Source organism: Elusimicrobiota bacterium, assembly GCA_016180815.1.
Taxonomy (GTDB): Bacteria; Elusimicrobiota; Elusimicrobia; order JACQPE01; family JACQPE01; genus JACPAN01.
Map to the genome: position 1 here is coordinate 202,141 of JACPAN010000008.1, position 26,365 is coordinate 228,505.

The 26,365-nt window shown below is 54.2% G+C and carries 17 protein-coding genes; 11 read left to right on the forward strand and 6 right to left on the reverse strand.

All coding sequences use genetic code 11. From position 1 onward, the window contains the following. Positions 1–17 precede the first annotated feature (17 nt). The 11 genes from HYT79_04425 to HYT79_04475 all read left to right on the forward strand — a co-directional run bounded on the left by HYT79_04425 (position 18) and on the right by HYT79_04475 (position 23,000). Positions 18–10,376, forward strand: coding sequence for a fibronectin type III domain-containing protein (locus HYT79_04425; protein MBI2069828.1), 10,359 nt, complete (start codon positions 18–20; stop codon positions 10,374–10,376). Continuing rightward, a complete protein-coding gene (locus HYT79_04430; GenBank protein MBI2069829.1) occupies positions 10,373–11,647 on the forward strand; it encodes a hypothetical protein in 1,275 nt (424 codons plus the stop codon). Before HYT79_04425 ends, HYT79_04430 begins: the two co-directional genes overlap by 4 nt. Further along, a complete protein-coding gene (locus tag HYT79_04435) occupies positions 11,644–12,735 on the forward strand; it encodes a FecR domain-containing protein (protein ID MBI2069830.1) in 1,092 nt (363 codons plus the stop codon). The genes HYT79_04430 and HYT79_04435 overlap by 4 nt, the downstream gene beginning before the upstream one ends. A 13-nt stretch (positions 12,736–12,748) precedes the next feature. Then, complete coding sequence (locus HYT79_04440; GenBank protein ID MBI2069831.1) at positions 12,749–14,803, forward strand: carboxypeptidase regulatory-like domain-containing protein; 2,055 nt, start codon at positions 12,749–12,751, stop codon at positions 14,801–14,803. A 66-nt stretch (positions 14,804–14,869) separates the two neighbouring features. Then, the gene (locus HYT79_04445) at positions 14,870–16,795 is read left to right on the forward strand and encodes a hypothetical protein (protein MBI2069832.1); all 1,926 of its coding nucleotides are present in this window, start codon (positions 14,870–14,872) and stop codon (positions 16,793–16,795) included. A gap of 63 nt (positions 16,796–16,858) precedes the next feature. Next, positions 16,859–18,295, forward strand: a complete 1,437-nt coding sequence (locus HYT79_04450) for a hypothetical protein (GenBank protein MBI2069833.1) — start codon at positions 16,859–16,861, stop codon at positions 18,293–18,295. A 2-nt stretch (positions 18,296–18,297) separates the two neighbouring features. Beyond that, positions 18,298–19,095 (forward strand): MotA/TolQ/ExbB proton channel family protein, encoded by a 798-nt coding sequence (locus HYT79_04455; GenBank protein MBI2069834.1) that lies wholly within the window; start codon positions 18,298–18,300, stop codon positions 19,093–19,095. Positions 19,096–19,118: 23 nt separating this feature from the next. Next, positions 19,119–19,871, forward strand: coding sequence for a flagellar motor protein MotB (locus tag HYT79_04460; GenBank protein MBI2069835.1), 753 nt, complete (start codon positions 19,119–19,121; stop codon positions 19,869–19,871). Position 19,872: 1 nt separating this feature from the next. Further along, on the forward strand, positions 19,873–20,541 hold the full coding sequence (locus HYT79_04465; GenBank protein ID MBI2069836.1) for an OmpA family protein: 669 nt from the start codon (positions 19,873–19,875) through the stop codon (positions 20,539–20,541). After that, the gene (locus HYT79_04470; protein MBI2069837.1) at positions 20,538–21,392 is read left to right on the forward strand and encodes a tetratricopeptide repeat protein; all 855 of its coding nucleotides are present in this window, start codon (positions 20,538–20,540) and stop codon (positions 21,390–21,392) included. The genes HYT79_04465 and HYT79_04470 overlap by 4 nt, the downstream gene beginning before the upstream one ends. A gap of 36 nt (positions 21,393–21,428) precedes the next feature. Then, positions 21,429–23,000 (forward strand): phosphoglycerate dehydrogenase, encoded by a 1,572-nt coding sequence (locus HYT79_04475; protein MBI2069838.1) that lies wholly within the window; start codon positions 21,429–21,431, stop codon positions 22,998–23,000. On the opposite strand, the gene HYT79_04480 is transcribed toward HYT79_04475, so the two are convergent. The 6 genes from HYT79_04480 to HYT79_04505 form a co-directional block, all read right to left on the reverse strand. Next, positions 22,990–23,409, reverse strand: coding sequence for an acyl-CoA thioesterase (locus HYT79_04480; GenBank protein ID MBI2069839.1), 420 nt, complete (start codon positions 23,407–23,409; stop codon positions 22,990–22,992). The two genes, HYT79_04475 and HYT79_04480, sit on opposite strands and share 11 nt — an antisense overlap. Beyond that, positions 23,406–24,101: an NAD(P)H-hydrate epimerase gene (locus HYT79_04485; GenBank protein ID MBI2069840.1), complete on the reverse strand. Its 696-nt coding sequence runs from the start codon at positions 24,099–24,101 to the stop codon at positions 23,406–23,408. Before HYT79_04485 ends, HYT79_04480 begins: the two co-directional genes overlap by 4 nt. Positions 24,102–24,103: 2 nt before the next feature. Next, entirely contained in the window at positions 24,104–24,742 is a 639-nt protein-coding gene (locus tag HYT79_04490) for a hypothetical protein (GenBank protein ID MBI2069841.1), read from the reverse strand. Next, a complete protein-coding gene (locus HYT79_04495; protein MBI2069842.1) occupies positions 24,739–25,146 on the reverse strand; it encodes a hypothetical protein in 408 nt (135 codons plus the stop codon). Before HYT79_04495 ends, HYT79_04490 begins: the two co-directional genes overlap by 4 nt. A 30-nt stretch (positions 25,147–25,176) precedes the next feature. Next, entirely contained in the window at positions 25,177–25,848 is a 672-nt protein-coding gene (fsa, locus tag HYT79_04500) for a fructose-6-phosphate aldolase (GenBank protein MBI2069843.1), read from the reverse strand. Between the two features lie 91 nt (positions 25,849–25,939). Next, entirely contained in the window at positions 25,940–26,365 is a 426-nt protein-coding gene (locus HYT79_04505; protein MBI2069844.1) for a DUF2231 domain-containing protein, read from the reverse strand.

A 26,365-nucleotide genomic window follows, 5' to 3' on the forward strand; every position in this document is an offset into this window, starting at 1 on the left:
ACTCGCTGACGCTTATAATGGCCGCGTGGCCGTTGGCCGTCGGCGCGCTTACCCTGTTTTCTTCTCCTTTATATGCGGCCGGAACTAAATCTTCAGGAGCGACCAAGGTTATCGATGATACGCACGGGCTTTCCGGTTCGGTCAAGGCCGCGGCCGGAAGTTACAGCGTTTATGGCGGTTTGGGTCAGATAGGCGTTCAGCAATTTTCAGGCGGGATTTTTACCGCTGAAAGCGGTTTCTTTTCCAAGCTCGTTTCCTCGCCGACCGGCGCCGCGTATTTACCGTTGAGCACGGAGTCGATTTCCGCTCAGTGGACGCATCCGTCGCCGGCTAATCCCGGCGGTTTTGTTTATGTCTTTCTTGTGTCAACGGCCGCTGATTTCACGGGCGTTGTTTTTAGTTCGTTTACTCCCGATCTCACGGCATCCACCGGAACATTGACGCCCAACACTACTTACTTCGCGGGGGTATTGGCCAGTTATCTGGACATGGACGATTCGCCCTTCGGCGCCTTGGGCTCGACGGCCACGTTGGCTAATCCGCCGACAGGCACCATTGTTTTAGGCGTCGGCAATAATTCCGCCGTGATTTCTTGGGCGTTGAATAATAATCCGTCATCGACGAGGTTCCAAATTCAATATTCGACAAGTAATGCGTTCACCATAGCCGTCAGCTCTCAGACCGGATGGAATTTGCACGTGGCTACGGGAACGAGTGTTTACGGTTTGGCCCAGGAAACGACGTATTATTTTCGCGTTTGGGGCAGGAATCATTCGGGTATAACAACGGCTTTCGACGTTGATGTGTCGACGTTAACAGTTGATTTGACGCCGCCGGCAACCATCAATAATCTTTCCGCCGTGCAAAGCGGAACGCCTAATAAAATTACCTTAAGGTGGCCCGCGCCCGGCGATGACGGCGGCGCCGGCGCTTTGTCTATAGGCAGTGAATACCGAATTCAGTATGCCACGGATACCGCTTTCCCAGCCGTGGGCTGGAGCACGGCCAACGCTCAAATCGTCATTTCCACTTCCGGCATGACGCCCGGAGCCACCGTTTCCGAGACATTTTTGCTTCCGGCGACTTCTCTCTATTATTTCCGCATTTGGACGAAGGACGAAGCGAATAACTGGTCGGCGCAATCATCCACGGCCGCGGCTTTCAACTCGCTTTTTTCTTTCGAGGTTGCGGACGGGACTTCTTCGGCGGTCGGCGAGTGGACATCCATGGCTATCGATAGGGATAACAACCTTCATGTGGCTTACCGGGATGTCGGCAATACCGATCTTCTCTATATCAAGCGTACGGGAGCAACGTGGGGTAGTCCGGTTACGGTTGATTCTTCCGCGGACGTTGGCGAGTCTCCTTCAATCGCCGTTGATATGCGTGCCAACCCGCATATCTCTTACTTTAATGCGACGAATTCAGATTTGAAATACGCCAAATTCGACGGTTCATGGTCGGTGCAGACGGTTGACTCTTCAGGTTTAGCGGGGCATCAGACTTCTATCGCAATCGACGGAATGGGCAACCCCCACATCGCTTATTTTGATCTCAGCAACAGCGCGCTTAAATATGCCCGGTGGACCGGGGTTGTTTGGAGCACGATAACCGTCGATACTTGGTCGGGAGGCATTACCGAGCGCCCCTCGCTTGCTCTCGACGGCGCCGCTAATGCCCACATCGTTTATCCGGCCGGGCCAAGCACCGATCTTAAATTCGCTAAGTTCAACGGAACATCCTGGTCGACCTCGACGATTGATACGGGCGGGTCCGCTTTTTATTCTCCTTCAATCGCGATAGACGGGAGCGGAAATTTGCATGTGGCGTATACCCATGTCATCTCCAATGGCTATTTAAAATACGCTCAATATAACGGAGCAGTTTGGTCGACCTCGACGATTGATGCCGATGGTTATGTCGGCGCCTACCCTTCAATTGCTCTGGATGGGTCGGGAAATCCAAGCGTTTCTTACTATGACAACAGCAATGCGGATTTAAAATTCGCATCGTTTAGCGGCGTTTCCTGGTCCACGGGAACCCTAGACTCAAATAATGACGTTGGCTTGCGTTCCTGCGTCGCCATCGACAGCGTCAGCGCCGTGCATATTTCTTACTACAGCAATACCGTTTCTGATCTTAAAATCGCCCATTGGACGAATACGGGGCTGGCTGTTCCGATGGGTGGAAATTCTTTAAGCAAGGTCCAGGCGCCGCTTGAGCTTGGCAGCGCAACCGTGACATCTAATTCGATCAATTGGACTTGGCGGGATAATTCGACCAATGAGTTCGGTTTCAGGCTGTATGGTTCGACAAATCCGGCGGGGTCCTTTTCCTTGATCGCCGGAACGCTCACATTGACGGCATCGGGCGGGTCCGGTTCGATGCAGGGCCCCACAAGCGTAGATAGCGGTTTGATGGCCAATGCCACGTACTTTCGCTATATCGCCGCGGTGAACGCGGGCGGCGTGGTCACGTCCTCCGGCGTTACGGTCGTTACCATGGCCACTGAGCCTGTTGCCGCGGCTTTTACCCAAGTTTTTACTTCCAGCATCCAGGCTAATTGGTCGGCCAACAACAATTCTTCGGGCACGTTCTACCAGGCGATTTTGTCCTCGGAACCGTCGCCCAGCACGAACGGCCTTTCCGCCAATCAAAGCACGGTCACCCTAAGCGCTTCTTATATCTTCACTGGGCTTTACGCCAATGCCACGCATTATGTGCAGGTCAAGGCCATCGGCCACAACGGCGTGGATTCTTCCTACGTCAGCCTTGGTTCGACGCAAACATTGGCCAAATCTCCGGCCATGGCTTCGGTTCCTTTCTCTTCGCCGGGACCGTTCAGCCTCAACGTGGATTTTCTTTCAGCCGGAAACGCTCCGGATAGCACGTATAACGTGATTTTGTCTTCCCAATCGTCGCCTAGCGCCAACGGCCTTCTGGGAAATCAAAACATCAGCACGGCATCCTTATCGGCCTTTTTCGCCGGCTTGACGCCCAATACTACCTACTTTTTTGACGCCAGAACTTTGGCCCGCGACGGCGTTTCGCATTCAGCGTTTGTGAATATCGGCTCAACGGCCACGCGCACGGCCTCCCCAGGCTCTTTTGTGTTCAATCCGTCAACTTCCAGCATGGATGTTTCCTGGACTTTGCCTTCGGGCACGGCCATTGGTTTTCGTTTGGAAGCCTCCTCCACGAATTTTACGGATGGGGCGCTTTATTCATCCGCCACGACGAACGGTGCCGCAACCACCCTAAGCGTCAATGGTTTGAACGCGAACACGACTTATTACTTTCAAGTCGCGGGCATCAATTGGAATAACCTGGATCAATTTTCAGCCGTGGCCGCCACTGCAACGCTGGCGAATCCGCCGGCTGGAGCTGACGCCAGCGGGTGGGGCTCAACGTCGATTACCGTTAATTTCAGCACGCCGACCGGAGGCTCAACGGGATTTCTGATTGAGGGCTCTTCCACTAATTTTAGCGGCACCGGAACGATCTTTTCTTCAACGACAATCAACACGCTGGCGACTTCATTGGCCATTATCAGTCTTGATCCCAACACGACCTATTATCTTAAAGCCGGAAGTTATAACTGGAACCAAAAAGTGACGACCGTAACCATCGCTCCAAGGTCAACCAATGCCTTGGAACCGCCCAGCCCTCAGGTAACGGCTATTTATGTGTCAAGCGTCTCCGCAGCATGGGGGATACCGACGGGAGGATCCACCGGATTTTTGCTCGAGGCTTCATCGACGAATTTTACGGACGGCACGATTGTGTCCTCCGCGACGTCTGATGGCCTGGCGACGACATTGACCATCACCGCGGGATTAAACCCAAACACCACCTATTACATCAGGCCGAATTCACGCAACTGGGCGGGATTCTATTCTCCCGTAACCGTTCCTTTATCGACGATCACTCTTTCCGGACTTCCTTCGTCCTTGGTTTTTGATTTCGTTTCCGAATCTTCGGTTACGTTTTCCTGGAACTTAAATAGCAATCCGCCGAACACCGAGTTCCGCGCGCGCATTTCAACCGCGGCGGGCGTTGACGGCGCCGGCGATCTTTTCACCGCCTGGACCGTGGGCACATCCAGCGGCATCACCGGTTTGTCGGCCAATACGACGTATTACCTTGGCCTTCGGTCAAGAAATTTATCGGCGATTCCCATCGAATCCTCTTATGTCACGATTTCTACAGTGACGAAAATCAACCCTCCCGCCGCCGCTCAATTCAACGCCGTTGTTGTCAGCTCGATCGGCGTGTCCTGGAATCCCAACGGCAACGGCCCGGACACATTTTATGACGCGGATATCTCTTCCTATTCCAGTTTCAGCCCCGCAAAAATCACCAGCACCACGCTCTTGACCTCGGCCACGTTCTTTACCATCACGCCCAACACGACCTGGTATTTCCAGGTGCGCTCCAATAATCCAAGTCTCGGGGCCGTGAGCAATTACATTAACCCTTCGGGGTCAACGGTAACTTTGGCGGTTGCGCCGCTGGCCGCGGCAACGGCCTTTCCCTCCATATCAAGCAGCGCTATTACAGCCGACTGGCTCGCCAGCGGCAATCCTTCGGATACCCGTTACGAGGTCCAGGCATCTTCCGATGGTTTTGCGACCATCATGACCAGCATGACCACGGTTTTGCCCGCCGCCTTTAGCGCGCTGCAAGCCAACACGACTTACCAGATTCAAGTCCGGGCCAAAAATCATGCCGATAAAAATACGAGCTTTTTAACGATCGGTTCGACTTCGACGTTGGCGGCCAAACCCATCGTCTCCGCGTTTACGAACGTGTTTGCATCGAGCGTTCAGGCCAATTGGCAGAATGCCGGGAATTTTCCCGGAACGATCTATTATGCGGCTATTTCCAGCGGCGCCTTTCCCGGAACATCGGGTTGTTCGGGCAACCCCAGCGGCGACAACGGATTTTCAGGCAATTTGGCGACGACCACGATCAATACATTTTTCTTGCCGGTGGGGCTTATTGCGAACACAACGTATTTCGGCATGGCCCGGGCCGTTAATCACAACGGTGTGAATTCAATTTTTGAAAACCTTTGCTCGACCGTGACTTTGGCCAATCCACCCGTTTCCTTAGCCTCGACATTCACTTTTGTCGGCGCCAGCTCGGTCACCGCCCAGTGGGACGCTAATTCCAATCCGGGCGGCACGGAATTTGAGCTGCAGGTTTCCAATGATCCGGGCTTCGGCGGCTTTTGGGGATTCCAAACCACGGATACATTCCGGACGGTCAACCCCCCTCTCTTCGGCAACACCACTTATTTTTTCCAAGTCAGGGCCATCAATTATCAAAACGTCGGCTCGACGTTCACGTTCATCGGCTCAACGGTCACGTTGGCTAATCTGCCCAGCGCCACGAATTATTTTTATGTTTCAGAGTCGAGTATGACGATTTCTTGGAGTTTAAATAACAACGCAGCTGACACCGAATTCAGTGCCCAGCTATCAACGTCCCCGGCTTTTGATGGGGCGGGCGACGCCTTTTCTTCCTGGTTTATCGCGACGTCAACGGGGTTTAGAAACTTGCTTGCCAACACCACATACTACGCCAGGGTCAAGGCTAGAAATTACGCTGTCACTCCGGTGGAGACGCTTTTCGTCAGCCTCGGCTCAACCGTCACCCGCATCAATCCGCCTGCGACACCCATTTTTAACAGCGTTGTTGTTTCTTCCATCGGCGTGTCCTGGAATTCCAACGGCAACGGCCCGGATACGCTTTACGACGCCGATATTTCTTCTTATTCGGGCTTTTCTCCGGCCAAAATAACCAGCACCACGCTATTGACCTCGGCTACGTTCTTCAGCATCACGCCCAATACGACCTGGTACTTCCAGGTGCGCGCGAATAATCCGGGCGTCGGCAATGTCAGCAATTACATCAGCCCATCCGGCTCCACGGTGACCTTGGCCGTTGGGCCGGTCGGCGCGGTTTCCACGTTTACCATGGTGGCTGTTTCCTCGATCACGATCAATTGGGACGCAGGCGCTAATCCCCCGGGCACGCTGTTTGAGGCTGAGGCTTCATCCGACGGTTTTACAACCAAGATCACGAGCCTAACCGCTGCTGTTCCGACATTCAACTCTTTGTTGTCCAATACCACCTATCAGCTTCAGGTGCGGGCCGTTAATCATGGCGGCGTTAAAACCGGCTATTTAAGTTTGGGGTCGACGTCCACGCTGGCCGGCCTGCCGGCCAATCCCTATCTTTCAGCGCGCGGCACGACGACGCTTGCGCCGGCTTGGGGCGCCAACGGCAATCCGAGTTATACGGCTTATGTATTCGAGGTATCAACGGATTCGGGCTTTTCCCCCCTGGCCGCGTCGAGCGTGACGTTGAGCACGTTCGCTTCCATCGTTAGTTTGTCCACCAACACCCAGTACTTTATGCGCGTCAAAGCCGTCAATTCCAATAATACGGCGACCGCTTTTGCCAATTTGGCGTCAAGTTACACCTATGCCGCGACGCCGGATAACTTTGTTTTTTCCAATGTCGTGAGATCGAGTTTTGTCCTCACTTGGCAGGCGGCGGGCAACCCGTCTTACACGCCGTATCGGGTCAGGGTTTCAACGGAAATCGGCATGATTCCTTTCGCGGAACCCGTTCCATTTGCTGAAAATTTCGTCACTCTAAGCACGGCGATTACGGCGCTGAGCCAGGGAACGACTTATTATGTTTGCGTGCAGGCGAGGAATGTGGATGACCCCGGTACCACGACGGGATGCGCGGTGGTCAGCACCACAACGGCCGTTGACCTGATCGCGCCGGCCGCCGTCAGCAATTTTTCAGCCTTGACGCCGTCGGCCACGGGCCAGCTTCGATTTGAGTGGAGCGCGCCGGGCGATGACGGCATGAGCGATACGCTGGTCGGCGGGTATCAAATTCAATATTCCAGTTTTTCGTTTGCCTGGTCGTCGGCTGCCGCCCAGGTCAATATCAGCACCTTCGGCGTGCCGCCCGGATCAGCGGTCGGTCATGTTGTCAGCGACGCCAACCTTGTGCCGAACACCAGTTATTATACGGCGCTCTGGACCCGTGATTCGCGGCCCAATTTAAGCGCGCTGTCGAACGTAGCCACAGGAGTCACGTTGGCTGATCCACCGGGCTCTTTGGCCAGCCCGATGACGGCCGTCAATGTTTCTTCCTTGAGCCTTTCATGGTCCGGCAGCAACAATCCGGCGAACACCGAATATTTCGTTGAAGCCTCTAGTATTTCCGACTTTAGTTTGATTTTAAGTTCGCAATCGGTGTTCACGGCGTCGGCGGCATTTACCGGGCTTAGTCCCAATCATCTGTATTATTTCCAGGCGCGTTCGAGGAATTTAAAAGGCATCACAACCGGCTCGCCGGTGCAGGTCGCTTCCACTTACACAGCCGTCGCCCTCCCAGCCGCGCCCTCGGGCCCGGTATTCCTGGGTGTTTTCTCCAGCAGCATCACCGCTCAATGGAGCGCCAACGGCAACGGTCCCGGGACAACATATCAGGTCACGGCTTCAACATCGACGGATTTTATCGGCCTTGTCCAGAACTCGACCGTTGTTTCAGCCACAACCGCGACCGTGAGCAATTTAATCGGAGATTCGGATTATTATTTACGCGTGACCGCGATCAATGGCGCGGGTATCGGCGGCTCCTTATTCTTTAATTTGGGCAGCACCCGAACCTTGGTGGGAGGGGCCGACTCCATTGCCCCGGTCATCAATGACAATCAAAGCGGCGACAATACCTGGAGAAGCGTCAATAACGGCGTTTATGACATTGATTTCGAGGACTACGGCGGTTCAGGGCTTGATAAATTTCAGGTGCGCGCGTCGACCGTGCCGGGAAGCGCCGGGCCGTTTTTGACGAATTGGACCGATGCCGGGGCTTCCTTGCCCACGCCGTTTACGACCAATTGGAGCCTGCCTAATTCCGTCTGGAACGCTTTGGCCGAAGGAGATACCAATTACATTTCCGTCCAGGCCTTTGACGTGGCCGGCAACAGCACCACGCTTTACGCGGCGTTCTACGTCCTTAAAGATACCACCGCGCCGGTAATCACGGCGACATTGGCCAACGTGACCGTCGCTCCAAAGACCTACGGTTATTTCAACAGCGATCCGGGCGCGATTTTTGACGTTGATTTCAACGACTCGCTGTCGCGATTGCATACGCTGCAGTACAGCGTAAGTTCCACGTCCGGGACAGCGGCAGCCAATGTGTTGACGTGGACGAATATCGCTACGCCGCCGCTAAATGTCCAATTATCCACGAATAATTGGTCGCTGGCTTTCGCCGGACTTTTGGACGGGCCGACGAATTATGTGTCGGTCCGGGCCTGGGATGTGGCCGGTTCCACGGCCGTGTTGATCGACGCGTTTATTGTTTTGAAGGACGTCAGCGGGCCGATCGTAGCCGTCACCGTGCCGACCGACACTTATCGCTCGGCGGTGTCCGCGATTTCGGGCACGGCGTTCGATTACTCGGGCATATCGAATGTCCAGGTTTCGATTCAAGAATTAGGTTCCAACGGATACTGGACGGGATCGGATTTTATCGGCATCAATTCGTTCTGGCTGAACGCTTCCGGACAAAATTCGTGGACGCTCAATACCACGGCGATCCCCTGGGCGGACAATACCAGCTATCGCGTCGTGGCGCGTTCGACCGATACGGTCGGGCTTTTCAGCGTCAACTATGCCACGGTTACTTTTGGTTTTGATACGACTAAACCCGCCGTTTCAATTTTGGCTCCGGCCAACGGCACCGCCATCTCTTCCATCGCCGTAATTTCGGGAACGGCCTCCGACTCCGGTTCTGGCGCTTCCGGACCGGTTTTGGTTGATTCGAAATTGCGCCGGCTTGATGACGGGCGATGGTGGGATTTTGCCTTGGACCGCTGGGACGTGATCGAATCAACCGCGCGGGCTTCTGGCGCGTCAACGTGGACGTTGACGGCGTCGGCGCTGCTTCAAGCTAATCTTGTTCATGGCGCCACCTATTACGTGACGGCCGCGGCTCAAGACGCGGCGGTTCCCGCTAATCTTGGGGATTTCTTTGTCGTAGCGTCGACCTTTATTTTTCAGGACACCACGCCTCCGGCGGCGGTGAGCGATTTGACGGCTTCAACGCCCACGGATACCCCCGGTGAAGTTCAACTCGCGTGGACGGTTCCCGGCGACGATGGGACTCAAGGACTTCTTATCAACGGCGCTTTCAAGATTCAGCACTCGACATATACCCAGGGCGTCGTCTGGTCTACACAAACGGCCCAGACGACGCAAGCTTTTACCCAGATCACGCCGGGCTCTTCACGAACCATCACCCTCAGCAGCTTGGCGGAAAAAGTGACGCATTATTTCGTGCTGTGGACTATGGATTCCGACGGCAATTGGTCCGCTCCTTCGGTTTCCACGCCTTCCATCGTTCCACCCGGCGATCCCACGGCCATTACCGGATGGGTGGCCCAGGCCAATCAACAAGGGTTATCCGGCATCGTGGTGGAGGCCATCGACAAAGACACGGGCCAAACAATTTTGAAAACCCTCAGCGAAGCCACGGGCACCGGCATTTACAGGCTGGCCGGTTTGGCGGCCGGCAAAAAATACCGGATCAAGGTGACTTGGACCGCCAATAACATTATCAGCACCGTTTATATGGAGGATGTGCCGGCGGGCAGTTCCAAGATCAATTATTATTTGGGGGTTAATTATGGGTTGGGCTCGATTTCCGGGCCGTTGGCGCTGGCGCCTTCCGTAGCTGCGGCGTTGAAGGCGAAAGAATCGGCCCAAGGCGCGGTCACGCACCTTCAAGCCAGGTACGGCGCTTTGGCCCAGGGGCAGACATCCGGCGAAGAGCCTTATATCGAGCTTAAAGCGGGCGGGCAAGTCGTGGCTCGCGCGCCGGTTAACAGCAGCTCCGAATACGAGATTAAAAATCTTCTTCCCGGCAATTACACGCTCGTCGGATTCAACGGGCACAGTTTTTCCGAACCTACGGAAGTCAGTGTGGCCGAAGGACAGAACGTGAGGGTGAGTCTGGAGTGGGAAGTCATCAAGACGGAAAGTGTTTTTGCTTTCCCTAACCCCGCTAAAGACGAATCAACCATACGCTTTATCGCCAATATTCCGACCATCGAGGCCAGGATCGCCATTTATGACATTGCCGGGAACCTGGTTCGCGAATTAAGCGGCGGAGATATTCGTGATTCGGGCACGGGTATTTTTAGGGCGCGCTGGGATACGACCAACCTTTACGGAGACCGGGTGGCTTCCGGCGTTTACGTTTTTGTGGTCCAGGTGCGCGATACAACGAATAATAAAAACGCTAAAGTCGTCAAGAAACTGGCGATTATCAGATGAGCAATGGGCGGATCGCTTTCTTAATCGTGTTGATTGCGGCCTCGCCGCTTTCAGCGGCTATCGAAGGCCGCAGCGCATCGGCCGTGGATATCGCCGGCACGCCCAGAACCAATTTCAATTCAACGGAATCCATCGGTTTCCTGCAAAAAGTCAACAACACCGCGGCCAGCACGAATTTGATCGAGTTTTCCTATGCGGTCACTGATCCCAGCGGCAAACAGGTATTCACGCATTCCGGCAACGCGGCCCCGGGATCGGTGGTCGGAGAATCAGCCAGTCAAATCGCGGGCATCCCGGTTTCTCAAATCTATACGGTTCCCGGAAACTACACGTTGACGGCCACGGCGGTTTTAGACGGACAAACCGTCGTTCAAAAAGCCGTGTTCGCGATTTCCTCACCCATCATCACTCTTCTTTTTCCCCCCAACGGCGCGCGCGATCTTGTGGCCACGCCCTTATTATTTAGCTGGTCCGGCTCCGGCGCAAGCCGTTACCGTATTCTCGTGGATGATGATCCTTCGTTCTATAACGTCCTCTTTGAAGGCTTTACGGTCGGGCCGGAAACCACCTTTACTTATCCGGACAATCCGCCGGACCCCAGGCAGCGTCTGGCTTCCGGTCAAAATTATTATTGGAAGGTCGAAGGTTTGGACGTGGCCGGAATCAAGGTCGCGGAAGCGGGTTCGCCATTCTCCTTCAGCGTCAAGCAACAGTCGACCCAAAGCCGGGACATTGCGCTGACGTCGTTGGAAATTATCCCGGACGCCCCGGTGGATGCCATCGGCGCCATTCCTTTCCGGGTGACGATCGTTAATCAGGGCGCGCAATCCGAGGCGAATGTCGCGGTCAGCCTTTACGTCAACGGCGTGGCCACTAATGATTCTCCCAAGAAAATTGTGTCTTTGCCCCCGGGAGATGTTCAGCGCTTAACATTCGTCGGCATGCCTTCCCAGGAAGCGCGTTTGGCGATGATTCAGGCTTACAGCGAATTTTTCGACGACAATATGCAAAATAACCGCGTATCGATGACCGTCAATCTTGAGGAGCGGCGGCGCAGGGAAGAGAAGAAACGCGCCAAAAACTACGCTTGTTCCCAGGCTTGGGAGCTTGTCCAGAGATTGGCCGGCAATTCAGGCGAGCTGGTCCGGGCCTTGGACGGTTATCAATGCGCGGGCATGGAGGGCGAGGGCATGAGCGCCGAGGAATTAAACGCTTTGCTCGAGGCGCTTGAGAATAAAAAAGCGAAAATCACAAGGGCGTGGTTGCAATGAACAGCAAGCTGATCGGCGTTTTTTTGGCCTTGTGCGCATTGTGCCCGCCGTCTTCCATTGTCTACGGCGCTGAAAAATACGGCATCATCAGCCGTTTTGCGGGCGATGTGGCCCTCAGGCGCGGGGGCGAGAAAAATTTCACCGGGCTCAAGGGCAAAGAATTCCTTTTTATCGGGGATTCCCTGCGCACCGGCCCCAAAAGCCAAGTGGCGATTTTAATGACCGATGGATCCGAGGTCAAAATCAACGAGCGTTCCATGGTCACGTTGGATAAAGTCGAGGACAGGGATTCGACCGGCGTCAGGCGCTGGATTCGATCCATTTTTATGGAAAGCGGGCAATCCTGGCTTAAACTTTTGCACGGTAAATCAAGCCAGTCCATGGCGATCCATTCCAACACCGCTGTTTGCGCGGTGCGCGGCACCGAAGCCGCGGTCAGCGTGACGCCCGGAAAGAAAAAGAAAATCAAGGTAAAGATCAAAAAGAGCCAGCTGTTGAAACAGGGATTGGAAAAAACCAAGAAGGATTTAAAAGAAGCTTATGAAAAGGAAGCGCGCGCAAAACGGGAGGCCGAGCTTGCCAAGCTCAAGAAAGAGGAAGATGAGCGCCGCCGGGCCGAGGAGGAGTTAAGAAAAGCCGAGGAGGAGCGGCGGCGGGCGGAGGAAGAGGCCCGCAAGGCTCAGGAAGACGCTGACAAGGCCCAAAAGGAAAAAGACAAAGACGTGGTTGTGGAAAAAATAGTCGATGACCAACAGATGGTTGTGGCTGTTTTGGAAGGATTGATCGAAGTCATGAACGAGCACGGTTCACAAAACGTGGGCGCGGGGCAGGTCCTTTCCATGGGCGCCGGGGAAACCCCTCCCCCTCCTGAAGACATGAAAGACGACGACAAACCGAAATGGCAGGAGGGCATCACGGTCTCGGATGATGAGAAAGAGAATCTTATCAAGGACCTCGAGGGAGGAGCGACGTCTTACACGCCGGCCGGCGGCGATGATGAGAAGCCCGATGAAAAAACATTGAATATTGAAGTGGAACAGGAAGGTGGTTCAAAGCGCAAGGTTCAAATGAAATTTAGAAAAAGATAACCGGGGGTGGAGCATGGCGAATGGGTTGCGGCTGATATTGATGGCTGCTTTTTTTATTTCCTCTATTTTTTCGAATCCTTTGGAGGCGGCCCGCGGGAATAATGCTCCGGATTCGCCGGAGACCGGCGAGCAAGAGCAGGTCAGCTATTCTCTTTATGGTCAAGTTTTGGATGAATCGAACCGTTTCTTGCCGGATGCGAGGGTTTCACTCGGCGGTTCCCAGGCTGTTACCGGCGCTGACGGCAAATTCAATCTAGGGGGTCTTTCCAAGGGAAGCCAGGTCCTTTCCTTGCGCAAGGATGGTTATCAAACCTTGGTGCAGACGGTCGTTGTGTTAAGGGCGAACCAATCCGGCGGCAATTTTACGTTGAAGAAAATCGTTCAACCGACGGCGGGAGCTTTTTCCGGGCGGGTCAAGGATTATAACGCGCCGGCCAGGCCCATCGGAGCGGCTAGAGTTAATATCGGCAACCGGATGGCCGTAGCTGATCCTAGTACCGGGCGTTTCCAGCTCGATAATGTCGTTTTTGGAAATTACACAATTCAAATTTTTGCCGATGGCTATGAGGATACGACCTATCCCAATATCGCTTTTAATGCCGGGACTACGGCTCAATTAGCCGATAAAATTTATTTCGTCAAAAGAAAACAAGCGGTTGTAGCGGGAACAATTTCTAGTTTTGCATCCGGCCAGGCTCTCTCAGGAGTCCGGGTCGCGCTGGGTCAGAGAATTGTCACTACGACTGGCGACGGTAAGTTTAAATTCGAGAATGTTCCTTATGGACAGGTTAAAATCAACGCTTCCCGAGATGGATTCAAACCCCTTGATCTGACGCTGAACTTAAACTGGGAATCCCCTCAAGACCGGCAGGTCAATGCGCCCCTTTTTCTTAAACCGTTGGCGTCTCTCAAACTTAGAGGCACGGTGCGCGATTCATTGTCGAACCGGCCTCTCGGCAATGTTGCCGTCAGGCTGGATACGTTGAATCAGCACTCATTCATTCGCCAGGCAACCAGCGACGGCAGCGGCATTTTTACCATTGATGATGTGCCCGAAGGGCGGCATCGGATCACGGCTTCTCTTGCGGGATACCATGACCATAACGGCTACCATGATATCAGCGAACAGAATGCCAGTAACGGTATCGTAAGCGTGGATATTCCCATGGGCGTTAAGACTCCGGATGGAGTTATTGCCGGCACGGTGCGCGATAAGGCCAATAGGAGCCCGATTTCCGGCGCGACCGTGCGTTGGACCATACGCGATCCCTACATGACGAAACAAAACGAAACGGATTCCTCCGGCGTATTCCGTCTTGAAGGCATGAGGCTCGGCCAATATCGGGTGGATGTTTTTGCCGCAGGCATCGGTTACCGTGACTATAGCGCCGATTACCAGCTGATCGGGTGGGGGCTTCCCACCTATTTTGATCTCGAAAAGATCGAATGTCCCATCGTGCACGGCTCGGCGAAAGGGATCAAAGGTAGGGTCGGCGCCAATAATGCGGCTCAAGGCCAAGCTGTCTCCGGAGCAAGCGTCAGCCTGGATTCATTGAGAGGAACGACCGATGCCAACGGTCAGTACCTTTTATCGGGCAATATCAGTTTCGGCAATCATACGATTCAGGTGAGCCATCCCAATTACGAACCGTACAGCCGTGCTGTTTTGGCGCATACTTGTTATGACGGCAAGGAAATCAGCCATGCGGTTGCCTTAATTCCGAAAGCCGCAGGTTCGGGCTCCGGCGCTCCCGTGGTTTCGCAATCATCGGCTACGATTAGAGGGCGCGTCGTGCTTAGCGACGGCAGTGAAATGATCCCGGTAGCCAATGCCGCCGTTTCCTTCGAAGGACCAAGGCGCGGCCTGGTTCGAACGAATGCGGCCGGAGAGTTTGAAGTCGCTCAATTGCCGATGGGCGTTTATTCACTTTATGTCTCCGAATCTTCGGTAGGGACTTCCGATAGGAAAAGCGTGAATATTACGAGTTTGGGCGTGACGAACGTAGAATTGGTTATCCTCGACTCAGAGGAAGAAATCGAGGTCGAGGTGGAAGAACACAACCTTTAAAGTCCGTTTTTCGTTTATCTATTTTCCCATTGCGCCCGTCCCGCTTGGCTGATACCCTTGGTGTGAATGTTTCGTTTATTTCTTTTATTTTTGCTGCTGGGGGCGGCGCCCCGGGCATTTGCTTTGGACAGCGCTCATTTGGAGCTGAGCGTGGCCGTGCCGAATCCGGTGACGGCCGGTGATACGGTCAATTTTCAGGGCATCGCGGTCAATATCGGCTCCGAACGCTGGTTAAGGGATCAGTATTACTGGGAAGCCGAGATTTACGACGCCGATAAAACCTATATCGCCAAAACCGAGCGCTTGCAAGGCGATATCGATATCGCTTCAGGCGAGAGCGCGGTCGCTAATTTAAGTTTCGGCATCCCTTCTAATTTCGGCGGTTTTTATTATTTCAGGATTTATTTCGTTCATAAGGAAACCCGCTTGACTCAATCGGATTACGTTTTATTCCGCATCATTGAACGCCCCATCGTCATCGCTCCGCCGCCGCCGAGAGCCGCAGTCGGCGGGAATTTCGTTTTTTCTTATCAAACCCCGGATATCAGCGACAGCCGTTCCGCACAAGCGACCACCATCCTCAATATGGTCGGCAAAGCCGGAGAAGGCACGTACCTGCTCAATTCCAACAATATTCATGATTCGACGTCGGCCTGGAAGCCCTATATCATCTACGGGGCTTACAACACGGCCGGAGGCAGCGTCAGCTTGGGCGATGTGTCGCCTAATTTTTCGGCGTTGACTTTGGCCAGCCAGGGCATGCGCGGGGTGGAAATGATGATGCAGCCCAAAACCGAGCTTTGGAATCGGACCGCTTGGTCGTTGGTGGCGGGCCGGACGATTTCAGCCTTGACCGCCGGCGCCAACACCAACGGCCGCTATGAGCGTTTGGTGTATGCCGGCCGCGGCACGGCCGATCTTTGGGACGGGCGCTTGAAAACCGGCGTGAGCATGGTCCTGGGCATGGACAACACAGCTTCACTTTCCCCGGACCCTAAAAGTCCCAAATTTCGAGGATCAAGCTTGAGGCCCCAGGATAACAGAGTGATCGGCGTCAATTTCGCGGCCAAGCCTTGGAGGGAGCTGGATGTGAAATTTGATTATGCGACCAGCGAATTTACGGAAAATACCGAGCTCCCTGTGCCTGTGCGAGGCACGGCGATGCAACTGCAGACAGGCTATGTTTTCACCAAGTTGTCCCTGGGCGCTTCCATGCTGCGTGCGTCTCCCAAATTTGTCTCTTTCGGCGCTTCGGTGATCGCAGCCGACCGTATTAGCTATGGCCTGCAGGCGGCCTACCGGCCCGTTGAATGGGGTGATATCGGCGCCACAGTCACTCAATTTTCGGATAATTTGGATAAAGACCCTAAAAAAACAACCAGCACGCAGAGGTTGCTGTCCTTGTCTCCCGGCCTGAGTCTGCCGACGCGCACGCGAATTTCCACGTCCTGGAGTCAGAATACGGCCCAGGGCGATCCCTTGGTCGCTTTAAACAATGTCTCCAACTCCATGTCTTTGAGCCTCGCCCAAAGTTTGGGCCATCAGACGATTTCCGTGAGCCTGCAAAATTCGCAATTCAAAGATTTGAATAAAGTGGCCCATGATTTGGATACGAATACGCTGGGTTTATCCGCTAATTTGGCGCTGGGTCAAAGTTGGCGCATGTCCGTGGGCAATACGGGCTCATCCACAAAGGATAAAGTCGACGGTCATACGCGCAATACGAACACGCAGTCGGCCAGCCTTTATTTTCCGGTGATCCCGGGTAAAGTGTCCGGACAGGTTTGGGGGACGAATACGCTGAGCAAGGATAACGGGAGCTCATCGGCGGCGGATACGAAAAGCTGGACCGCCAACACGGAATTTACCTGGCAGGTGAACCCTCGTTTGGCGGCGACCGCAGGCGCTTCTCAAGCGGATAAAACAGATGCGGTCGCCGGCTCGCATACGGCTCAGACCGGCGCCATTACCAGGCTTTCTTGGAGTTTCTAGGGGATGATCATGACGAAGACTTCCTCATTGACAAAACCGGCAAGCAGGGGTATATCTAAGTTGATGGGCAAGAGAACGGCGGTTCTTATTTTTTTGCTGTTTGCGGCCGCTTTCCCGACCTTCTCCGCCAAGTCCCCTTCTTTAAGCATCGAAGATAAAATCGCCATCGAGAGCTCCATCGAGAGCAAACTCAAAACAATTTTGATGGATATCTTGGGCACGGATCGCGTGATTGTCTCCATCAACATCGAACTGAAATCCGAAGAGGCGCATGACGAACATTTTGTTCTGCCCGGCGTTCCGGAAGAAAGCAAGCTGGCGTCCGCGGGTATGCTTAATTTAGGCGAAGCCGCGTCCAAAATCAAACGCGTCTCCAGCGTTATCGTCTTGGATCGTTCCCTGCCGGAGCCTGATGTCGAGCTGGCCAAAAAAGTGGCGGGCTGGGTTCTGGGGTTTAATCCCAACCGGGGTGATCAAATGAACGTGGAGACCATGGCTTTTCGCAGGGGCATCCCGGCGGGGTTTAGTTGGAAGCAGTTTTTCGTCCCCCCCGATTTATGGCGGCTATGCGCCCTTTTGTTAGGCATTGTTTTCATGGTTTATTTCAAGCGCAGCCTTCCCTGGGTCACCCAGCCCTTGGCTGCGAGCGTGCGGGAATTAGCCAATAAACTACAGGGCTCCGGAGCCGCGGCGCTCAACGGCGATGGGCGCGAAGAAAAAAGCGAGCGGGCTGCTCAGGACCTGGCCGCGGCCGCGCACGATGGGGCCGCGGTCAACGGCGAACCGGCTCCGTTTGACTTTCTCAAGCAATCCCATGCCAACGCCCTTCATTTTCTTCTGCAGAAGGAAAGCCCGGAGAAGGTGGCCATCATTCTTCACTATGCGCCCGGCGCCCTGGCCGCGGAACTGATGCCGAAGCTCCCCCTTCATTTGCAGGCCGCGGTTTACGAGCGATTGGCCGTGGCTCAGGAAGAAGACCCGAAAAAAGTGCGCGAAACCGAAACGGAATTCAAAACCAAGATTCAGTATCTGGTGGGCGGCGAAGAAAAAATTGGACTATTGATCGAAGAAGCGGACGTCGAATCGCAATCCATGATTTTGGAACGCCTTGCCGAGCGGGATTCGCAATTGGCGGCCAGGCTCAAAAATAAGCTGGTGTTTATCGAGGATGTCCGGCATTTGAGCAAGCAGGGCTTCGGGTTGTTGATGCGGCGCGTGCCCATGGCCGTGATCGCGCGCGTCTTGAAGCGTGCCGGCCAGGAAGAAGTGACTGCCGGTCTTCTAAGGGAATTGCCCGCGGGCATGACTGAACGCTTGCGCCAGGAAATGGATTTGGCGATTTCGTCAGGGGCGAGTCAGCTTGCCCAGGATCGCAAACGGGTTTTGGAGGCTTTGCGCGCGCTCAAAGCCGACGGGCATTTGCAAAAGGAAGAGGAATTGGAGGGCGCCGAGCAGGCAGAAACCGAAACTTCGCAAACCGAAAAAGAAGGGGGTGTTTAGGCATGGATTTGATGACTATTCTAGGCGGCCTCATCGGCGGCGGCTCCATTGTTTTCGTTTTGGCTTACGGTAAAATGCTCCATTTCTTGCTCAATATCGAAGCCATCGTGCTCATTTTCGGTGGAACCATCGGTTCGGTCATGATTTCTTACCCTTTTTCCGCCCTGCGCCAGGTGCCCGCGGCTTTGATCAAGACGCTGTTTCCCCCCAAGCGCGTCAAACCGGCGGATTTAATCCGCGCCTTATCCACGCTGGCCGCCAAAGCCAGGCAAGGCGGCCTGTATTCGTTGGGCGAGGAGTCCTCCTACTTGCCGCACCCTTTTCTTAAGGATTGCATCGCCATGTTGGGAGACGAACTCGATTACAATGCGCTTCAGGACATGCTTGATTCCGAGCTGGCCAATACCCGCGCGCGGCATGTGCAGCTCTCCAACGTATTTCGTTCCGCCGGAACATTCGCCCCGATTTTCGGCCTTTTGGGGACCTTGATCGGCGTGGTCCAGGTTTTAAGAAATATCACCGACCCGGCGACCATGGGCGCTTCCATGGCCATCGCCATGACCGCTTCGTTCTACGGAATTTTTTCGGCCAATTTTTTCTTTCTGCCCATCGCGGGCAAACTTAATTATTACTCCGAGGAAGAAATGATGCTTAAAGAAATCATCGCCAAAGGAACTCTTTATATTCATCAGGGCAATTCTCCTTGGGAAGTTTCCAGAAAACTGTCTTCGTTTTTGTCTCATCTGCACCGCAACGGAAATTCTAAAACAGGCGCCGTAGAGACAGCAGCCGCCAATTAACGCGGAGGAAGCGCTGAGTTTTTATGCTCGTCGACAGGCTGGCCCCGAAAGTGATGGAAGACAATCCATTATGGCTTATCGTTTTATGCGATTTGATGACCAACCTGATGCTGTTTTTTATGGTGCTGTTCGCTTTTTCGCAAATGGATGAGGAGGACCGCAAAAGAATCGCGGAGGGATTGAGCAAAAGCATTTCTCAAACCATGAAAGAAAAAAAAGAAGAAACTCCGGCCAAAAAGCGCGCCGAGGAAGTGATGGTGAAATATCAGGAGAAGCAGATGGTCGGCGAACTGGAACATTTTCTTCATGGCAAGGGGCTTTACTCCGGACTTGAGGTGTCGGCCGATGAGATCAATTTAAAATTGCCCAACCCTGCCCTTTTCCCCCCGGGCCGTGCGGAGCTTTCAGCGCTGAGCCGGCGGGACATTCAAACCATGGCCGAAATTTTGGCTAAGCTCCCCGGCGTCATGATCGCGGTGGAGGGCTATACGGATGATCAGCCCCTGGGCAAAAACAGCCCGTATCGTTCCAATTGGCATCTATCCGCGGCCCGGGCCAATGCGGTGGTGGAGGTTCTCGCTTCAGCCGATTTGCCGGCCAATCGCTTGGTGACCGCGGGCTACGGCGAATACAAGCCCGTCGCTTCCAATAAAACCGCAGAAGGCCGCGCCGCGAACCGAAGAATCCAAATCCGGATTTTAAAGCGCGCCTTTTTGTTTGAAGGTTTCAAAGAGCGTCAGGAGTGGCTCGATCAAATGCTGGAGGCCGGAAATTAGCATGAGGAATTGGCGTCAGGACGCGGGCGGCGAAGGCGATGTTCGCTTGGCCGATCTGTGGATGGTTCCCTACGCGGATTTAATGACGACCATGGTTATTTTATTTTTGGGTTTCTATGGTTACTCCCAGCTTTTCCAGAAGAAAAGAGTCGAATTTGAGAAAACCGTCGCCGAGATTCAGAAAGAATTGGCCGTGGACCGGGAAGACCATAAAAAAATTCAAATCAGAGAGAAAGAATCCGACGCCGCGGAAAAAATAATGGCGGCTTTGGCCCAGAAAAAAGAAACCAAGGTCATGCTGACCGCGCAGAGAATCCGGGTCACTTTCGCCTCGCCGATGTTGTTTAATTCCGGGTCCGCGGAGCTTAAAAAAGGCGCTGAAACTGTTTTAGATCCCATCGTCAAAGCGCTTGAAGAAATCCCCAACGCCGTGAATGTGGAGGGGCACACCGACAACGACCCGGTCAGCGGACGCGGCTTGTATAAATCTAATTTTGAACTTTCGGCCTTGCGCGCCTCCCGCGTCATCGAATATTTTATCGGCCGGGGCTTGGACCCCGGCCGTTTTTCCGCTTACGGCTACGGCGAGCATCAGCCTCTCGCGGACAATGCGACTGAGGACGGACGGGCGAAGAACCGCAGGATCGAGCTTTTTGTGGTGCGTCAATGAAATACATTATTTTTTTCCTGTTGATTTATTCGATTTCCCCGGCTTTGCGCAGCCAGGATATGGGTGAGCAGCAGAAGAAGCTGGTGATCGACGAGCATTATAAAAAAGCCCTTGAAGCCTATTCGCGCAAGGATTATCCGAGCGCCGTCAATCATTGGTCCGAGATTGTCAGGCTCGATCCCGAACAGCAAAGCGCCAAGGATCTTTTAAGAAAAGCCCGCCTGGAATTGGCGGATCACAACAAGAAAAAAGAGAAGGAAGCCGGCGGGCATATCGTCGAGGGCCGCTACGCCAAAGCCAAGGATATCGTGCAGATCCTCTCCGTTTCCGACCCGACAAATGCCCGGTATAAAGAACTTTTCAGCAGGCTCGATGAAGTCGCAGCCGTGGCGCCTGAGGTATCCAAAGGTTCCCCCGGTACCGTGCGCTTGATCCGCACGGCCATGAAGTATTTTTTAAGCCGTCAGGAAAATCCGCGTTTAGCCATTACAACTTTGCGTTACGCGCGCCAGAGAGACCCCAAGAGTAAGGAAGTCGAGGGATTGCTGGGCGTTCTGGAGGGACGTTTTCCTAAAGAGGCGCAGGAGGAAGTGCCGATCGAGGGCCTGGATTTAGCCAGGCAGAAACTGGAAGTGGCCTTGACGCACATTTACGACGCCAAATATACTGCGGCTATTCAAGAATGCAATGAGGTTTTGATTTTGGAACCTGATAATGTCGACGCTTTAAAACGCATGGGGTCCGCCTATTACAAGCTCAAGAATAAGCCCAAGGCCAGGGAAGTCTGGCGCCGGGCCCAGCGCCTGGCCCCTCAGGATAAAGAGCTGAAGGCATTTCTGGCTTCCCAGTAGCCTCATTCGTATCTAGAAATTGTTAAATAAAGTTCTATGGTGCGCGTTTTAATCAGCGATCCTATCGATCAAGAAGGCTTGAAGCCGCTTAAAGAAAATAAGGGTTTTGAGATTACCGAGGCTCATGAGACCAACGGCCTGGATCATTTCGAGGCCTGGCTGGTCCGTTCCGAAACCAAGGTCACCCGCGACAAAATCGATAAAGCCAAAAGACTCAAATTGATCGGGCGCGCCGGCACCGGCGTGGACAATATCGACGTGGAGGAGGCCACGCGCCGGGGCATTTTGGTGGTCAATGTGCCCGGAGCCAACGCCATTGCCGTGGCCGAGCATGTGTTGGGCCTGATGCTGGGCGTGATGCGCCGCTTATCCGCGGCGGATCGAGCGGTTAAAGGCGGCGGCTGGCGCGATAAGAGCCTGATGGGCAGCGAGCTTTATGGAAAAAAGCTGGGTCTTTTGGGCTTGGGCCGGGTGGGCAAGGAAGTGGCCAAGCGGGCCTCGGCGTTCGGCATGGAAGTTTTGGCGCATGACCCTTTCATTAGCGCGCAAAGCGCCTCTGAATTAGGCGTTAAAGCCGTAGGTTTTGAGGAATTGTTGAGCCAGGCGGATGTTTTAAGCGTGCATGTGCCCTTGACTGCAACCACGAAAGGCTTGGTCGGCGGCAAAACCCTTTCCTTGATGAAAACAGGAGCCATTTTAATCAATACATCAAGAGGCGAAGTGGTGGATGAAGCGGCCCTCGCCCAGGCTATCAACGAAGGCCAAATCGCTTCAGCGGCCCTTGATGTGTTCGAAAAAGAGCCGCCCAAGGGCAGCCCGCTCTTGGCATTAGGCGATAAAGTGCTGCTGGCTCCCCATATCGGCGCCACGACCAGGGAGGCGCAGCGGCGCGTGGCCCGTGAATTGGCGCAAAGCGTCATGGATTTTTTCGAGCGCGGTTTGGTTAGAGGCGGGGTCAATTTGCCGCCTGAGTTCGAGCCGGAGATTCTCGATCGTTTAAATTACCATTTATCCTTAGCCGAGCGTCTCGGCAAATTTTTGGGCCAGTTTTTGCCCGGCGCTTGGAACAGGATCCGCTTGAACACCGCCAAGCGCTTTTCCGAGAAAGACGCCCGCGTCCTGCTCCATGGCGCTTTGCGCGGCATCCTATCCTGCGCTTTGGGCGATACCGTCAACGTCGTCAACGCGGCTTTTTATGCCAAGGAAAGAAACATTCAAATCCGGACCGAAGAGCTGCCCGGCTCAAGCGAGCTTGAAGACATCGCGCTTTCCCTGCGCACTGCGGACGAGCGTTCGGCCTCCATCTCCGGGCGCGTCGATATCGGCGGCGAATTGCGCATCAGCAGAATCGGCGACCTGGTCGTCGACGTCATCCCCCAGGGCGCCCTCATCACCATTGAGAATCAGGACAAACCCGGCATGATCGGCAAAGTCGGCACGCTGCTGGGCGGCCGCCGCATCAATATTGCGGACATGCGCGTGGGCCGCAAAAGCAAGGGAAAGGACGCGATTATGGTGTTGACCATCGACAATACGATTCCAAAATCGCTGCTCGAGGCCCTGGGCCGCATGGACGGCGTGACCCGCGTCGCTCAGATCAACCTTTAGACTTAGAAGAACCCTGCAGCGCGCTTTTCAACCAATCCGGCAAAGGCGTTACCCGCCAATCCGTGCTGACGCAGGCGTGCCGCGTATGGCCTTGGGCGACTAATTTCCCCTTTCGATCCATATTGAAGACTTCGTGCTTGAAAGCCACGGAGGCATAGCCTAACGAATGAATGGTGGTCGCGATTTTCAGGCTTTCTTCGACTGTTGACGGAGAATAGTAGTTGCAGGATGAGAGCGTCGCGGGCAGGTAAATGCCGCGTTTGTGGATTTCGCTGAAGCTTAAACCCGCGTTTTTCAGCAGTTTCAAGAAACCGGCTTCAAAATAACGGTAATAGCTGCCGTAATAAATAATGCCCAAACTGTCCGTGTCGTAGAATTGAACCTGGATGAGGACTTCCGCGGACATCATTGGTAACGCTCCAGCAGTTTTTTGGGATGCCCGATATCCACGGTGATCAATTCCCCGACATAACGCTGCGCATGCGGCTTCATTAGACCTATTTTGGGCAGGCCCAGAGTGAGGGTCCAATCCGCTTTGATGAAAACCCCGCTATGATAGCCGGTGTCCGCGTCGATGCCGGAGGGAATGTCCAAGGCCACGATGCGCGGGCCCGCTTTCATGATTTTTTGAATGACTTTATGAACGGGGCCCATGGGTTTGCCTTTGGATCCGGTCCCCAAAAGAGCGTCGACGATCAAGCTGGCCTTCCCCAAATCAGCGGTCATTTCTTCCGGCGTTTTGATCATGGTGATTTCAACGCCCTCGGCCTTAGCTTTTGCCAATTGCGTTTTCAATTCCTGTTTGACCGGTTTTTTTTCGACCGGCGCCAGGCAATAGACTTTAACGGACACCCCTGTTTTTTTCAGATTCCTGGCCGCGGCCACCCCGTCTCCTCCGTTATTGCCCCGCCCGCAGCAAATGATGACGCGTGATTCCGGCAACGGGCAATGCAGCTGATCGCTTAAAATTCTGATGATTTGATCGGCCACCGCGCGTCCCGCGTTTTCCATTAACTGGAGGCTGGAGACGCCGAATTCCTTCTCGCTTTTTTGATCGATCTCCCTCATCTGCGACGAGGTGACGGCTTTGGGCGGCGGCATTGTCAGGGATAATCCTGTCCTTGGAAATCTTGAGGCGGCATATTCATGTCCATGGGCGGCGGGGGCCCTTGTTCGCCGAATGACTCATTCATCATCGGTCCACCCTCCATCATGGGCGGCTGTTTGCCTGGCCCGCGCTTTTGGTATTGGCCCTGGGGCCCATGAGGACCGCCCATCTGGCCGCCCGGCCCTCCCATTTGGCGCCCCTGGCCGTGGCCCATGGGCCCCCGGCGCATTTGATCGAAACGCATTTTTTGTTCGGGCGTCAGCATGGAGCGAATCGTTTCATTGGTTTGGTTTTGAAGGATTTCCCGTTCATGCCGAACTTCATTCATCTCAAAGGAGATTCTTTTCATCTCTTCTTGAAGTTTTTTTAGTTTGGTTTCGACCGGTTCCGCAACTTTTTTTTCTTCATCCAAGACGGGTTTGATTTGCCCCAGTTGCTGATCGCTTAATTCAAGGCGCTCTTTGAGCATCTCAAGGCGTTTCTCCGGCGTCATCTCTTGTTTGGGCATTCCTTGTTTGCGGCCCATCTTCTCTGGAGTGCGGCCGCCGCGCGGGCGGCTTTGGCCCTCTTGGGCGTTGATCATGCCGCCCGTAAGCAGCGACCAAAGGGCCATCGCGTAAATAGTTGATTTCATACATTCCCTCCTGATTTTGTTGAGGTCCGTTCTTTGGCGTCTCTGTAAGCGTCCACGATGCCATAGCACCAAAGCACCACAAAACTCCATTTAAACACTTGCAACGCGCGCATGTTTTCCATGACAATGGTTTTAGCCAGCATGATTTCAGCTCCTTCGACGAAAAGAAGCTGGGGATTTGTTTGAGCCGTTTGCTCGACGCTGCGCTTGGCGGCCATGACCATATAGGCGCCTAGGCCCGCGATCAGGCCAAGCGTGGATAAAATCATCAGGACGCCTTTTAAGCGGCGGCGGTTATAAATTTGACCTGCTCCGGGCCCCAGGAAAGCGCAAAGGCCGGCGGCGATCAGAATCGTTTTGAGTTCCGGGGAAAGACCGCGCTGCGAATCGCCCTCAGGCGGCAAAATGAGCGGTCCCTCTCCAGCCAAGAGCCTTTAGGCTTTTACGCCTTGGCCTTGTTTGGGGACTTTTTTCCAATCTTCAAGGAAGGAGGCTAGTCCCTTATCCGTGAGCGGGTGTTTGAAGAGCTGGCGTAAAACGCCGAAGGGCATGGTCGCCACATGCGCGCCTAATTTAGCCGCGTCGACAACGTGCATGGGGTGACGGATGCTGGCTACCAACACCTGCGTGGGATAACCGTAATTTTCATAAATCTGAACTATGTCCGCGATGAGCGACATGCCGTCTTGTCCGATATCATCCAAGCGCCCGATAAAAGGCGAAACATAAGTCGCGCCGGCCTTAGCCGCCAATAAGGCTTGATTGGGCGAGAAGACCAAAGTGACATTGACTTTGAGCTTGTATTTTTGGGTCAAGAGCTGAGTGGCGGCCATGCCTGCCTCGGTCATGGGGATTTTAACGACAACATTGCTTCCCCATTTGGCCAGGCTGAGCCCTTCTTCCACCATGCCGTCGATATCGGTCGCCACCACTTCCAGGCTAACCGGAGCCGGAGCCACGGTCTTTAAAATTTCTTTGGCGACGCTCTCAAAAGGCCGTCCGGTTTTAGAAGCCAGCGTGGGATTGGTGGTCACGCCGTCTAAAAATCCCCAGGCATTGGCCTGTTTGATCTCGTCGATCATGGCTGTATCCAGAAAAAATTTCATGAATTAACCCCCCATTTTATTGACGGTATTTGGAGTTTCGGCATCGCCGTTTCACGAATAGTTTACACAATTGCCCCGGCGCCGTTGCGTGCTATGGCGAAGCCACCCCCATCCCATGCGTGAACACAAGCTCGCCGCCTTTATAGGCCGTGGCCAAAAGAACGCCGCAGGCGCCAAGCCAGGCGATCAACAATAAGGCCGGTTTCCATTTGCTCAACCGCCATCGCCATAGGGACAATGCGGTAAACAGCCCCGCCGTCCAAAAGGCCAGGGTTTCGTGAAGTTTCAGCGTTTTCCAAGCCAAGGGGACATGCGGCGCGGTTTCCTCCGCCAGAAGCCCTAGCCCAACGGCTGCCCAGGCAGCCGCCGTCCCCAGCCACAGAAACCAGGATGCCGCCCGATGAAGCCAAGCCGCCCTGCGGGAAAGCGCGTTGGCTGCCCAGCCCACGGTCAAAAGAGCGATGGGAAAATGAACGGCGATAGGGTGTAAGAGATAGAGCGGCGGAAGCTCGATCAC